At 48.9% G+C, this 14,322-nt stretch carries 11 protein-coding genes and 1 tRNA gene; 4 read left to right on the top strand and 8 right to left on the bottom strand.

Annotated features, from left to right (window positions below):
* Positions 1-13 precede the first annotated feature (13 nt).
* The 3 genes from actS (at position 14) to KFZ77_RS16095 (ending at position 2,116) form a co-directional block, all read left to right on the top strand.
* Positions 14-754, top strand: coding sequence for an amidase activator ActS (actS, locus tag KFZ77_RS16105; protein WP_051640461.1), 741 nt, complete (start codon positions 14-16; stop codon positions 752-754).
* 90 nt (positions 755-844) lie between these two features.
* Positions 845-918 (top strand) — tRNA-Gly (locus KFZ77_RS16100).
* A gap of 598 nt (positions 919-1,516) precedes the next feature.
* Positions 1,517-2,116 (top strand): helix-turn-helix domain-containing protein, encoded by a 600-nt coding sequence (locus KFZ77_RS16095; protein ID WP_051640462.1) that lies wholly within the window; start codon positions 1,517-1,519, stop codon positions 2,114-2,116.
* Between the two features lie 24 nt (positions 2,117-2,140).
* On the opposite strand, the gene KFZ77_RS16090 is transcribed toward KFZ77_RS16095, so the two are convergent.
* Genes KFZ77_RS16090 through tssF form a run of 8 tightly spaced genes read right to left on the bottom strand, consistent with a single transcriptional unit; the run spans position 2,141 to position 11,238 of the window.
* On the bottom strand, positions 2,141-2,623 hold the full coding sequence (locus KFZ77_RS16090; RefSeq protein ID WP_031519737.1) for a DcrB-related protein: 483 nt from the start codon (positions 2,621-2,623) through the stop codon (positions 2,141-2,143).
* A 30-nt stretch (positions 2,624-2,653) separates the two neighbouring features.
* Complete coding sequence (locus tag KFZ77_RS16085) at positions 2,654-4,243, bottom strand: OmpA family protein (protein WP_264384774.1); 1,590 nt, start codon at positions 4,241-4,243, stop codon at positions 2,654-2,656.
* Positions 4,231-4,851, bottom strand: a complete 621-nt coding sequence (locus KFZ77_RS16080; protein WP_264384773.1) for a DotU family type IV/VI secretion system protein — start codon at positions 4,849-4,851, stop codon at positions 4,231-4,233. Before KFZ77_RS16080 ends, KFZ77_RS16085 begins: the two co-directional genes overlap by 13 nt.
* A complete protein-coding gene (locus tag KFZ77_RS16075) occupies positions 4,845-6,200 on the bottom strand; it encodes a UDP-N-acetylglucosamine-transferase (RefSeq protein WP_264384772.1) in 1,356 nt (451 codons plus the stop codon). Before KFZ77_RS16075 ends, KFZ77_RS16080 begins: the two co-directional genes overlap by 7 nt.
* A 5-nt stretch (positions 6,201-6,205) precedes the next feature.
* On the bottom strand, positions 6,206-7,207 hold the full coding sequence (locus KFZ77_RS16070; protein WP_031519744.1) for a fimbrial protein: 1,002 nt from the start codon (positions 7,205-7,207) through the stop codon (positions 6,206-6,208).
* A 6-nt stretch (positions 7,208-7,213) separates the two neighbouring features.
* Positions 7,214-8,275 carry a type VI secretion system protein TssA gene (locus KFZ77_RS16065; RefSeq protein ID WP_264384771.1) on the bottom strand — a complete coding sequence of 354 codons (1,062 nt, stop codon included), beginning with the start codon at positions 8,273-8,275 and terminating at the stop codon, positions 7,214-7,216.
* Positions 8,276-8,335: 60 nt separating this feature from the next.
* On the bottom strand, positions 8,336-9,358 hold the full coding sequence (gene tssG, locus KFZ77_RS16060) for a type VI secretion system baseplate subunit TssG (protein ID WP_406678786.1): 1,023 nt from the start codon (positions 9,356-9,358) through the stop codon (positions 8,336-8,338).
* Complete coding sequence (gene tssF, locus KFZ77_RS16055) at positions 9,358-11,238, bottom strand: type VI secretion system baseplate subunit TssF (RefSeq protein WP_031519749.1); 1,881 nt, start codon at positions 11,236-11,238, stop codon at positions 9,358-9,360. The genes tssG and tssF overlap by 1 nt, the downstream gene beginning before the upstream one ends.
* A 389-nt stretch (positions 11,239-11,627) precedes the next feature.
* Between tssF and tssH the strand changes: the two genes are divergently transcribed.
* Positions 11,628-14,273: a type VI secretion system ATPase TssH gene (gene tssH, locus KFZ77_RS16050; RefSeq protein WP_264384770.1), complete on the top strand. Its 2,646-nt coding sequence runs from the start codon at positions 11,628-11,630 to the stop codon at positions 14,271-14,273.
* The last annotated feature ends 49 nt before the right edge of the window (positions 14,274-14,322 follow it).

Genomic DNA, 14,322 nt, shown 5'->3' with positions numbered 1-14,322 from the left:
TAGAGGATGTGCTTTGAGTTTGGGTGGCCAGTTAACAGGATGGGGCGCGGCGGTATGTCTGAGCCTGACGCTTTTTATCGCAGGCTGCTCCGGCAGTAAATCGCCAGACTATGGCACGTTCAGCGGCTCGGTGTATACCGTCAAACGCGGCGATACCCTGTATCGTATTTCGCGTATGACCAATACCAGCGTAGCAACCCTGGCAAGAATGAACGGTATTTCGGCACCATATACGCTCCAGGTCGGGCAAAAAGTCAGGGTCAAGGGGAGCGGTAGTGCGAAAAGCACAGCAATGGCCCGCGCCACACCGGCAAAATCCCGCGCCTCCTCAGCGGTCGCAAAATCAGCAGCCCCACCGGTCGGTCAGCGCTGCTGGCGTTGGCCTGCATCGGGTAAAGTGATCATGCCGTTCTCGGATGCTGACGGCGGAAATAAAGGTATCGATATTGCGGGGCAGCGCGGGCAGGCCATCTATGCCGCCGGCGCGGGACGTGTGGTTTACGTCGGCAACCAGCTGCGTGGTTATGGCAATCTCATTATGATCAAACACGGTGAGGACTACATCACCGCTTATGCCCATAACGATACGACCCAGGTAAATAACGGCCAGCAGGTCAAAGCCGGTCAAAAGATCGCTACCATGGGGAATACGGGCGCAGACTCGGTACGGCTGCATTTCCAGATCCGCTATCGCGCCACGGCAATTGACCCTCAGCGTTATCTGCCGCCGCCGGGGCGTTCGCCCTCCTGTTAAGGGCTGAGCAAACGCTGATTTATCCATCAGTTAGCGTGCGTAAGGGTTGCCTAAAGACACTGAAGGTCTATAATCCCTTACGCACCTTATGCGGGCGTAGTTCAATGGTAGAACGAGAGCTTCCCAAGCTCTATACGAGGGTTCGATTCCCTTCGCCCGCTCCAGAATTTCTTTCCTCATATTCAGAACCTATCCTTTATTCATTATGATGCCAACATCATCATCAACTTGTCCTTTCAAGGATGAGTAAGCTCTGATCACAATCCCGTGACCGCTGCATTCAATCAGTTTTGTCGCCTGACGTTCACCATCAGTTGCCATGTAGTAACAATGAGGTGAAGTAAGGTCTGAAGCCAGCATACTTATAAACGTTGTCATTACAGTCTTTGTTTTTAGATAGATGCATGAATGAATAATGACAGAACTCTGTTGACAATCCTTCTTACAACCCTTTACAGCCTTCCCGCTTTTTCAGGCTTATAAAAAGCATGAATATATTGATTTTTTTAGTGAAATTTAAGAATACGCCAATGCGCCTGTGTTTCACTTTTATTTATCGCTGTAGTAACCTTCACAGGCTTTAAATTAATCTGAAAGTTAAAGCATTTGTATTAACGTAGGAAGGTATATTCCTGTTGTTTATATTTTCGATTTGATTATCAATATCTGTACATTGATAAACCTTAACCTCTGGCTCAGGCCATCTGTGTAGTGCATGTGCGTGAATCTACATTTCATTCGTTCATATCAGGGATAGTAGTCATGTTACAAGTTACTATTATTAGTAATAATGCTTATTTTAAATCAGGTCTACGTAACCTGCTGGCAGGAATGACCGGCGGCAATGATACAGGTGACACGTCGCCATTAAGCTTTTCCTTTCAGCATGATCCCTGTACCGTGCCGGATATAATATTTCGGGATTTTATGGTTACTATCAATATGACAAGCAGCAGGAGTTACCGTAACGTCCAGGCGCGGCAAGAGCGAGGCCAGGTTATACATATTCCTTTTACCTGTCGAGGGCTTACGATAGAAGAGATAGCAATGAAGGTGCGTAAAATTTTCCTTGTGGCCAGCGCTGGCTATGGTGCGGCAACCCACACTGATTTCTACAAATCCGCGGGTCTTAAACGCTATTTACAGCTTTCCGTAACGGAAAACAATATCATGTTGCTTACCGGACAAGGCAACGATACCAGTGAAATCTCACGACTTTTGCATCGCTCCGAGCGTACGATTGGAACCCATTGTCGAAATGCGATCAAGAAAATGGGTATGGAAAATCGGCTGGAATTTTACAAGTACGCCTCTTGTCTTGCTAAATATGGAGAAGGCAATGGTATTACCCTATGTATATAAAAAAGGGCCTGAGCGGCCCTTTTTTTAGCGAGGAAGGGTAGTTTGTGGATCAAAGCTATTTATCACCTGAACGTAATGCTTGCGCTGATACTCGCTGAATTCATCATCGGCTCGTAGCGTAAAAATAAGAAGTCCGCGCTGTACAGGGTTAACATCGCTGTGCCACGGTAAGCGAATAATGGACTGCACCTGACGAATGGTTTTTCCATCCTGCAGAAAATTATTTGCGATTTGAATAACCGGGAGCCTTGCCGGGCCTATTTCATGCGTCAGCATTTTACCCTCGGGTTTGAAACCGGGCAGCTGATTGCGCTGGACGTCGATTTGCTGTTCACACCAGGCATCGGGCGTCTGATCCTCCTCTAACAAGGCTCGATTAATCAGGATCTGATATTCATTGTCGTCCGGATCTTTGAACATAAGTATGTTTACGGTCCTGTCAATGACCGGTGCCTCTGTAATAAATGAACCTTCAAATAAAGCATAGGCTGCCAGGTTTTTTTCCATGTAATACGCTCTCCGTGTTATCAATGACGGCTATTTCACTATAAATATCTCAACCCGTCGGTTCTTTGCCCGCTCTGTTTTACTCTCGTTGTTGGCAAGGGGATGCCGGGCTCCGGCACCATAGAGAGTAAAACGTGCGGCTGGCAATCCGCTGTGATTGACCAGCCAGTCCCGTACGTTGCGGGCTCGTGCTTCGGACAACATGTTGTTCTGTTCTTCGCTGCCCGTGTTATCTGAGTAACCAACAATGACGATACGCGCTGCGTCGTCGTGGCGTAACGGCAGCGAGAGTGAGGCCAGCGTTTTTTCCTGCCCGGGGGGCAGCGTGGCGCTGGAGGAAGCAAACGGCGAAATTATCCCCGCTGCGGCGCGTCCGATGATGTATGACTCAGGATGAAGCTGCAGCGCGATTTCACGCTCAAGCGTTTCACAGTGATGCAGATGGGGCCAAAGTCGGTTTGCCACATGGCACGATGTAAGTTGCCGTTTTTTTTGCTCCAGGGCGGTATAAAGATGCGCTTTTTCCTGCACACCGGACTCGCCGGTTACTGACAACCCATTCATGAGCTGAGCAATTTGCCATGCGCGCAAGGCTGCTTCGCCGCTGACCGTCATTAACCCCAGGGCACAAATCAGGAGAGCGGCAAACGCGCCTTTATAACCGACGGAGAGGCCCGGCGGGTCAACCCGGGTTATTTTCGTTGTGCGATAAATCGACTGCGGTTCAGGTAGTGGCGGTGTAGAGAGCGATGCGGCCAGACCCGGTAAGAGCCCATAGTTTTGTTCACACCATGACGACCATGCGCCGTGGCGGATAAATCCGCTGCCATAATCGGCCAGCAATACGCCATTAAGCCTGAGCGGCAGTGTCGAAAACAGCGTATCCAGCGCATGGTGCAATCTGCCATCCTTCATCCAGTCGTGTAATCCCGAGGCAATAGCGTACCGGCGGAGCGCATGGTGATTACCCTCCGGGCAGGCAACGTTCGCCAGCGCCGCGGTCAGCGCTTCGCAAAAGCCATATTGTGGAGCATCTGCCGCCGGAAAGTCGCTGCTCCATATTGCCACGTCAGGGTCCTGTGCATGCCGCTCTGCGCTCATTTGTCCATACAGTGCAAACGTGCAGGGTAGCGGTTTATCAAGTGAAAGCGAGGCGAACGTATTTTTCCACATGGTTATTTGTGAATACGTCAGCGCGGACGTTGCGTGAGCATCAGGCATCAACGGGAAAAAACTCAGAGGGATGACTTCAGGGTGCTGGCTCTCGAGCCGGTGCAGATGGCGCGTTAATTCAGCGGGGCTGGATACCAGAAACCATGCTTTGCCCCTCACAAATTGAATGCCATCATTTTCCAGCGCGCCGGAAAACCAGGTTTTTGCCCAGGGTCCTAAAATAAAAACCACACTTTCACGCGTTTCATCACTGGTCGTGGTGGTAATCACGGGCTGCCGGCGCGCCAGATAGTTACGCCGAATCAGTAACGCACCGCTTAATGCGCCTGTCGACCACGGTAAAAAAGCGGTCAGCGGATGGGTATAACGCAGGGTGCATGCAAACAGGGCGATGAGAAACGTAGACCACAGCAGCAGGGCACAGGCGGGATGTTTTAAAACAGACATTGATAAAGTGCTTCCAGAGAATGAGAGCAGCAGACCCACAGTGTGGCCAGTAAGCCAGTTAACAGCGTGAAATCGATAATTACATGAGCCGATAACGGGATTCGGGACGAAAGCATTTCGGTTTGCACCGTCTCGCTGAGAAGAGCACGTTGCGGTGCTGGTACGGCGTTGCGCAATGAATGCGTAGCCAGCAGTGTTTCAAACGCGGATTTTTGTGCACAAGCCGCAGAGAGCAGTAACAGCATCCCGGATGCATAGTTCCGCATGGTGCCATGGGGGCTATCGAATAGCTGCGCAAGCGCCGCGAGTTGTGCCTCTGTATCGCATCGGTCAGAGAAAAACCACGGCTCCAGGGCGTAATGTTTCCAGGTCAGCCAACTGCGCGTAAGTTGCCGTTCGATAGTGCTGTCCAGCCAGATACATACGAGTCTGGAGAGCGTCTTTGCTTCTTCTGCTGGTATGCCTTCATCAGCCAGCGCACGCGTGAACGTATGCATGTAATCAATCAGTTGCGACTGAAGATCTGACAGCGAAGGGATAACGGCATCCAGCTGCAGCAGCGTATCGATAGCGATAAGTCTGTTAAAGACGAAAGCGCTCGTCACCACATTTTCTCCACGGTTTTTCCCCAGCCCTGCCGTTGGGTATAAGAACAAACTCTGACAACGGCAGGTTTTAGTGAAGGGGGCGTAGTGAAAGTCAGTTCTATTTCGTAGACATTTTTCTTGTCGCTAAAGCGTTGCGCCATCTCCTGCGGTGTGAAAGTTTTTTTCTCCAGCAGCGTATTATTTTCGCTATAAACACCGATGTGCCACCACCCGTCGTTATCGATATCAGCCATGATTTCATCAATGGTAAAGGTTATTTTTCGCTTATTAGGATGGACGCGTTGTGTAAACCACATCTCTTTACTAAAACTCTCGCCAGGAAAATAGCTTACCCGCTCACGGCCAATAACGTCCGGAATGACAGTCTGCGATAAAAAATGGACGCCGAGTCGTTGTTCAAAATCTGCCAGGGTTCGGATATTGCCATGACCGTAGCAGCCTAAATCGCAGGGCGAGGCGTCTATGCCTAATACTGAGCGTACCCGCTTTTTAGATATTTTATCGCGTTCCCACCAGGCAAGATCGACGCTACCCGTTTTTTTTGCATCGTTAGTATGATCGCTCCATATTTTACTGGCATCGCTGCGCTGGTAATAATGCCAGAGCAATATTTTATTAGGTGTATAAATGTCATAGCCATGGGTAAAGGCTCGCGCCGCCATGGCAATCTCTTCTCCCGCAAAGAAAATATCTGGGTCGTTAGGCACATCGCGTACAAAACTGCCGGGTGCGAAAATGAAACCTCCAGCCAGATAACCACAGCGGGCAGGTTTATCGCTTTTTAGTGGTGTTGAACTCAGCATCGGAATTCCATCTGCAGAAAACTCCCGAAATACCAGCCGGCTGATAAACTGCGTGCGTTTACTTTCATCTTCAGGATCGTAGGCGGGGGGATAGGTGGATAATACTGGTGACGTACCGTCAGCCTGTAGTTCAAGAAGCATGGCTATAGCTTCACGGTCCCAGTCAGGCGCAAAACGGCAGTGAGAATCAATTTGTAAAAACCACGCCTCATTACGATATAACCGCTCCGCCATATGGCGAGCCCAGCAAGCCCCCTTACTTTCATAATAATGCAAGCTGATTACGCTAATACGCGCATCACGGTATTCAAAAAAAGAGACGTCATAACTCTCAATTTTCTCCGTGTGCAGAAGTTTCATACCGAAGTCAATGAAAGGTGAAACATCACTGTCATGCTGACAACATATTGCAATATGCAGCGCAGCGGGATTTGCCGCATGGGCAATCATGTCCCGCAGGGTAGGTATCAGTTCCGGATCGCGATAGCTGGCGATACTGACAAAAATCGAGTCTGGCTGTGGTGTAACGACGTTATGGATAGGCATAATAATCAACGTAGCTGCAAAATGATTTCAGCCCGGGCGGTAAAATCACCGTCGGTCGGATGAGAGCTCCCTGTCGGAATTAATATCGCGGTCCAGTTAAACTGGGCTGGGATCATACTGGCTTTATTACTGATATTTTCGCTGGATGAGCCATCCACTTTCATATCCTGACCCTGTGCATTGCGAATTTTTATCCCCATACGATCGTCATGCCCACCCGCATCCATCACTTTTATATAGCTGTTATCAGATGACGGCGTGCTGGTGGTCAGCGTTGCGCTGGCCGAGTAATAACCGTAATCGGTGCGACAATTAATTTCGAAAGGCAGCGGACGCTGTATACCCTCTGTGGTTAACGTATTCGACGTTACGGTACCGAAATCTACCGTCTGTGAAGGCGTGTAAATGCATGAAGGGGTACTAATGACGGTGATTCGCCCGATATTTAATTGTTGGGTATATTGCGCAGGTGAATTATTAACCAGCCAGTTATACGCTATTTCACCCGCAGGCAATGCCTGCTCGCCATCAGGGTTTGTAAGCATAAGCGAATCCGCGGTTTTAAAAAATTGCACCCGGAAAAAAGAGGCTGATGGATAAATAAATCTGCCGACGTTCGCGCCGTCAGAAGGCGTGTAAGTCTGATTTGATGGATACTGTCCAAAAGCTCCGCCATTGTTCCATAACAGTTTTATACCGATGCCATCAATATTGGTTTTATAAATTCGAGTACTGGAGTCCTGCCCAGATAACCCGTAAGCGCTTTTACCATATGGGGTGCCTTTATGGCAGTCGATATACTCCTGATTATAGCCTTGTACCGGGCTATCAAATTGTGCAATGGGATTAACAGTATCAGCAGGCAGGCTGGCATCAATGGTTATCAACGCTGCAGGGATATTGGCAATCCACGGCCCGCCTGGGCTGGCAGGGTCTAAATCACACTCTGCCTGTACGTTTGCTGCCAGGGAATACAACACGGCCATCATAATTATTGTTTTATGCATGTCAGTTTACTCCTTGTCGTTCTCTAATTGAGAAACCATATCCGTAGGGATAACGCGTATTAATTCGGCAAAGCTTTTTCCCGCCGTTTTCTCAGCAAAATCGAGCAGCAGTATGATTGGGCTGCTGGGTTCTACCGCGCGAAACCAGGCGCGAACTTCTCGCAGACGCGCCAGCGCATCATCTCTGTTAACGGGTACTGATCTCGATGGGACTGGGGCACTGCCGACGGGCATTGTGTCTGCCCGTTCGATAACAGCAGCGGCAGTTTCTGAGGTAGCTTCTGGCTCAACCATCGACAGCACGCTGGGCGCGGATGATAAGTGTTCGTCGCAGGTTGAATGAATACTCTGTTGGGAGAACAGCGCCAGTATTTGCGCCAGTCGATCGAAATCGGGTGCGATATCATCAGGCAACGTGCTCAACAGCTGTCGGAGCATGCCTAACTCGTCCTGGGCGAAGCTAAACGCGGCGATGTCATTACACCAATTTTCTTGCCACTCCTGGCGAAGCGCCGCAATAGCCGCTTCAGGCAGGGCGCTGCCATCTCGGGGACCGATACAGGCCTTTTCAAACTCTCTGACGTTGACCGACAGCCCGGAGCGGGTTGGTAACGGAAGATTGCGAACATCAGCGATAAATCCTTCGCTGTCATTGAGCTCTGAAAACGCATTGGCACGCATCAGGGGTTCATAGTCGCCTTCGTCCATCAACTGAGGGTGAAGATCGTCAGGCCAGGTCTGCAACAGCATATTCAGCATATTGAGCCCTGCGGCGAGTTCAACGGCACCATGCTGCCGCATACGGCAGCGGATCAACGTGATGATAAGCCTTACATCCAGGGACTTAAGCAGCAGCGTCCGGCAGTCTCGCTCAACCTCGCTCCAGTTGATGGGTTCAGCTGCTTCGATAAAGTCACCATACTCGGCTTCCATTCGAGGCTGTAGTCGGGATTGCAACAGTAAAAATGCGGGATCATACTCAAGACTTTCCCCGCACGGTGCAGAGCCACAGAAGCTGTTTAAGATTGTCTGATAATAGGGCGACAGGTTGTTGTTTTGGTTATTCACTGGCGTTTCCTTACTATTTATTAGCGCGCCGATTCCATTGGGCCTGCTGATAGGGCATTGCTACAGGCTGAGTTCCGGTTCGAAACTCATACCAGATACGGGTTCGTCAGATGTATCTCTGGCAAGCCAGGTGGCATATCCCAACTGATGTGAACCGTTTAGCGTTGCTTCTGGCACTTCGTCGGAAGCCAGAATGAGTTTTACGTCCCAGGCATATTCAAATCCGACAAAGTTTCTTACCCATTCACGAAGTACGGGAAGATCTTGTCCCCATACACTAAAACGCATGTACTGCTTCAGGGTTAACGGCCCCAAAATGAGCCTGAATTTATGTTGTTTATCCTTAACGGTATTACCAAGAATCGCCGTCTCACCCAGCGTCAGTGAGGTTTCGTTGTTTCCGAGTTCCGATTGATCGACTGCATCAAGGAATATCCACTGTGGTGAAAACTCCTCAATGATGACCGGAATACCAAAGTAGTAATGAAGTGCACCAGATAGCCCTTCAGGGTTACGCGACTCCCTTACCAGATGGGCCGACGAAGCCAGGCGAGCGTGACCAGGTAAGGGGCTGGTGCTGTACTCCTCAGGATTCAGCCCGACAAGATTCGCTACGTAACGCGAAAAGCGTTCATCATCCAGCCGGTCAAGCGATGCGGTATCCTGCGCTACAAACCATGCTCTGTATAAATGCGATAAGGAGCGATGATGAAAAATATTAAGAAAATCAATCAGCGTCTGATCGTGAAGCTCTGAGCGAGTATAAGCCTGCTCTGTCATATGAAGCGGCATCGCACCCTGAGGGCCCCACACACCCAGGCCGAACAGCATGATATTAATTTTGTCCTGTTCGAGGCTTAACTGAGCCACCTCGCGGGGAGGAAATACCATATGCGCCTGCTGACCGATTCGGAAACATTCTTGCTCCGGTAAGCTTGCTCTCCCCGGCGGTGGGAACGTTGGCGTTCTGGCAGCAATCATACGCATCATGCTGATAAAACCTGTACGCCAGGGTTCGCTCTTGAAGCACCACGGGGGCATCTCACCAGATGAGATGTCATACGGAAAAACTCGCCCTTTCATTAAGCTGCCCCTCGCCTTCCCGGGCGTGCTTGCCATGTGCCAATAATCCCGCGCTGCATAGAGCGCAGTTCCATCTCGGTGAAAACGTTGATTGAGGCATGCCTGGCAATATAATTTTCCATAATGAGTCCAAACAAATAAGGACTTATGCCAGAGAAGCACTCTTCGTCAACTGTGAGCTCACAGCGAATGCCGCGACCATAGATCAATAAACCGTCCCCCGGCAGGCGACGCACAACTGGTGCTGTTTTACACCCTACCAGCCCGCTGATTTGCCGATTGGAATCTTGATCGGCGGTATCAACAAATAAGCGCAACATACTCCGTAGCGCCTCGCCGCCGGGTTTATGTTCAATATGCGACAGAGGTTGATAGTTGAAATTGAGTTGTCGTATTAGCCGCCACGCTGCTTCGCCAGCGGCAAACGGCGCGCGAGGCGCACCCGGCAAACAAATGAAGGTTGCGCCTGACAGAGGCGCAGCATCCGACGTCGTCAGATCCACGCCGCTGCTATGGGCAATCAGCTGGGGTAAATCCCGATTGGAAACCATCGCATCTACTGAAAGGTAACGAATATGATCGCTGTAGGGTGCTTCCAGTTGATCCACCAGTGAGATAAAAACTTCGGTGCCTGTGTAAGGCGTCCGGGTCTGGTATTTTCGCTGATTTTTATCCTTAACGCGGGGTTTACGGGTGAGCGAAAAATAACGCCCATAATTCCCATTATCTTCCTGGCGCGTTTGGAAAAGCGGGTTGAAGACAATTTCTTCGCTGCTTTCGGCCTGTTGGCCTCTTACTTTTTCAATAGAATAGACTTCGTAATCAAGAGGCCTGCTACGGTCGGGAACCACATGGAATTCATTCAGCGCCCGATTGATTTCAATTTTATCAAGGCGTCTGGGAAAAAGATTAATTGCTGGCGTACAAAATAGGGAAAAGCGAGAAGCATCAACGTGCCCAACAAGTTCCGGCGTGAGATGATCAAGTAGTATAATCACTTCAGCTTCATTACTGTTATTTTTACTTAATCCCTTCTTGAGTTGAGTAAGGGTGAAAAAATAGAAGCGCTGACGGCAGGCAAAGTATTCATGAACTAGATTATGTCCATGGAAAATATTCCATGATACCGGCAGCAGGCTTTGTGAAGGGTCCACGCCTTCGAACATCAATGGCGTTTTATTGATGACGACATCCTGCGACGAGCCCTCTTTACCTGAACGAATTATCATTGCGATCGTGTGCGCGTGTATTAGCTCAAATATATGCGAAACGATGCGTTCATCGCCATGTATATAGACTGGCAACCGGTCAAAGTCTGCTAACTGAGCAAACACTAAATCTCCCGGCACTTTGAGCCTGATACGTAATGCGCCTTTCAGTGTGCTTTGTTTAATTCGCCACGGTTCCATTGCCGGAATATCCGGTGGAGATGAAGTCAGGCGTGCATCAATAATTTCCAACGGCCATAACGTCACGTCCTGACCCGTGCGAAACTCGCAGCGTGTTGCTTCGCCAGGCGAGATTCGGGACCAGAATGCGCTGCCTTTACGAACATTATACCCTTGCGTGAGGTCCCCTTGCTTTACGTCCGGATGAAGCTTGATTACGCCTATTGAAGGTGTAGGGGAATTATATCCAGGATAAATTACATCAAGCAGGCGTTGCGTGAAGTGCGGAAACTCAGCATCCAGTTTTAACTGAGTACGTGCAGACATGAAGCAAAACGCTTCAATCAGCCGCTCTACATACGGATCGGCGACTTCAATACCATGCATGCCCAAACGCCCCGCGATCTTAGGGTGTTTTTCAGCGAACTCACCTGCCATTTCGCGCATAAATGTGAGTTCTTTATTGTAATAATCCAGGAAGGTCTGATTCATGTTACTACCTTATGAGCCTGCTTAAATCAAATTGATATATATTTTGTAATTATATTTTGTTGTGTTATACCAACTGAAAGATGATCTTTGAGAATGGCGTTATCCCACTTATTACTGGCTACTATCTCATCCATGTTTAGCATTTTCAAATTATCAAACTAATTGTACGTCCTGATTTTAGTTATTTTCTTTTCCTTTCAATGCCTTCCGGTGCTCTCTTTTGTGGATTAACGGAAATATCATCGATCATTATTCTTAATATTTGCTGGGGTAAATGATTAGGCTTTTGTTTCAGTTTGTTTGTCGCTACTCTTCACCCTGAACGCTTATAGCTGAAATAGATTTTTTGATTGATTTCTCATTTTGAAAAGGACGCTCAGGTAACGCGCATGGCTATTACAAGGAAAAATTTGTTTGGTAAGCTTAATACCACGCTCTTCAGAAGTATTGAGAGTGCTACTGCGCTGTGTAAACTCAAAGGAAATCCCTATGTTGAGCTCGTCCATTGGTTTAATCAGTTATGGAATCAGGAACAAAATAACGACTTTAAACTTATCATTTCCTGGTTTCATATTGATAGCAACACACTTGAGCGAGAACTGGTTGGGGCGCTTACACGCCTGCCCGGCGGCGCAAATGAAATCGTCGATTTCTCCTGGCAAATTGAACAGGTAATAGAACGCGCATGGATTTATGCAAGTCTTCAGTGCGAAGAGTCACGTATCCGTAGCGGACAGCTTATTCTTGCGATACTTGAGAATCCGGAATTGCGTCGCGCAATGCTTTCCATCGCACCATCGTTAGACCGCATTACGCTTGATACGCTCGACCGCGAATTTTCATCTATAACAGCTTCATCACCTGAAGTTTTCGAGACCGCGCAGGAAAATGGCCTCGCCCCAGGTGAGTCAATTAAGGCGATCTCAGTCCACCAGAGTGGAAACCTGGCAAACTATTCAACCGATCTGACAGCGATGGCGCGGGAAGGAAAAATCGATCCGGTTCTGGGGCGCGATCGCGAAATTAGCACCATGATCGATATTTTGCTGCGCCGTCGTCAAAACAATCCGTTATTAACTGGCGAAGCGGGGGTGGGTAAAACTGCTGTAGTTGAAGGGCTTGCGCTGGCCATTATTGCGGGCAATGTGCCTCCAGCCCTTGCTCAGGTACGTTTGCTGGCACTGGACATTGTCGCTCTGGCTGCCGGGGCCAGTATGAAAGGCGAATTTGAGGCGCGCCTGAAATCGGTACTTGAAGAAGCCTGTTCGTCTAAAGATCCGATTGTACTGTTTATTGATGAGGTGCATACCTTGATCGGCGCTGGCGGAGCAAGCGGTACTGGTGATGCGGCTAATCTTTTGAAACCCATGCTGGCGCGCGGTCAGTTGCGGACGATTGGCGCCACAACCTGGAGCGAGTTTAAACGGCATATCGAAAAAGATCCGGCTCTGACGCGCCGCTTCCAGGTTCTTCAGGTCGACGAGCCTGTTGAAGAGACTGCCGCCGCCATGTTACGCGGTCTTGTCCCTGTGCTTGAACGTCATCATGGCGTCTGGATTATGGATGAAGCCCTTCAGGCGGCGGTGCGTTTATCACACCGTTATATACCGGCGCGTCAGTTGCCTGATAAAGCAATTAGCCTTCTCGACACAGCTTGTGCGCGTGTATCAGCGGCGCAACATGCGCTACCGGCAGCCTTACAAGATATGAAGTTCCGAATGGAAACTATCCAGAACGAGCTGTCTTTGCTGGAAAAAGCACAGCAATTTGGGAAGGAAAATGTGTCACGCAGCACGTTGCTTCGACAGCAGCTTGCTGATTACCAGTGCGAAGCTGAGGCGCTTGAGAGCCGTTGGCAGCAAGAAAATGTATTAGTGCAGCAACTCATCACAACGCGTAATACGCTCTACGAAGCGATTCATAATGAAGCTGAGAATCATAAATCTGTTACAGGTTTAAAAGAGGATCTCTCTCGAGTCGAGGCGGAGCTTTTATCTTTACGGGGAGAGCAAACGCTGGTGCAGGCTGAGGTTAATGCTGACGTCATAGCAGGTATTGTGGCGGACTGGACCGGAATTCCGGTTGGACAGATGCTTAAAGATGACGTTCGTGCAGTGATGGAACTCCCGCAGCGTCTGGCGGCTCGCGTTATCGGACAAAATCATGCGCTGAGCCAGATAGGCGAAAGCATTATGGTGGCGCGCGCAGGTCTGGGGGATCCACAAAAGCCAATCGGCGTATTTATGTTGGTCGGTCCTTCAGGCATAGGTAAAACAGAAACCGCTCTGGCTATTGCAGAAAGTCTGTACGGTGGTGAGCAAAATCTTATCACCATTAATATGAGTGAATATCAGGAAGCGCATACGGTCTCTTCTTTAAAAGGCTCGCCGCCGGGCTATGTGGGTTATGGTGAAGGAGGCGTTTTGACCGAAGCCGTACGTCGCAAACCTTATAGCGTCGTGCTTCTTGATGAGATTGAAAAAGCGCATCCTGATGTACATGAGTTATTTTATCAAGTCTTTGATAAAGGCTGGATGGAGGATGGTGAAGGGCGTTATATAGATTTTAAAAACACCATCATCCTGTTAACCAGTAATACGGGAAGTGAGCTCCTGAGTAGTGCCTGGAGTGATGAAAATGTCATACCGGATGAGGCAAAGATAAACGAGGCCTTACAGGCTGAACTTATGACAGTTTTCCCTGCGGCATTTATGGGAAGAGTGAGTGTTATTCCCTATAAGCCGTTGGATAGGACCTCATTGAAAAGTATCGTCGCGCTGCATTTAAATCGATTAGGTAAGCGGCTCTACGATCATTATAAAGTGACCTTTGAGTATTCAGAGAACATCGTATTACATATCATTGAACATGCTCCTGTTGCTGAAACCGGCGTAAGAACACTCGTGCGCTATATTGAAAAAAACATCATGCCGCAATTAGGTGCTTTTATTCTTAAGAAAAATGAATCACTTTCTGATAAAAAATTAAATGTTGGGCTGGATGCAAAAAAGAATTTGCGATTACGCTTAGTTTAAGGGGAGTCGCAAAATTAGCAGTGATTAACTAGCACTTTGGGAAAACAGT

The sequence above is a fragment of the Siccibacter colletis genome (genome assembly GCF_025914095.1).
Taxonomy (GTDB): domain Bacteria; phylum Pseudomonadota; class Gammaproteobacteria; order Enterobacterales; family Enterobacteriaceae; genus Siccibacter; species Siccibacter colletis.
Note: the sequence above shows the minus strand (reverse complement) of the source record. Positions and strands in the feature narration are given on the sequence as shown.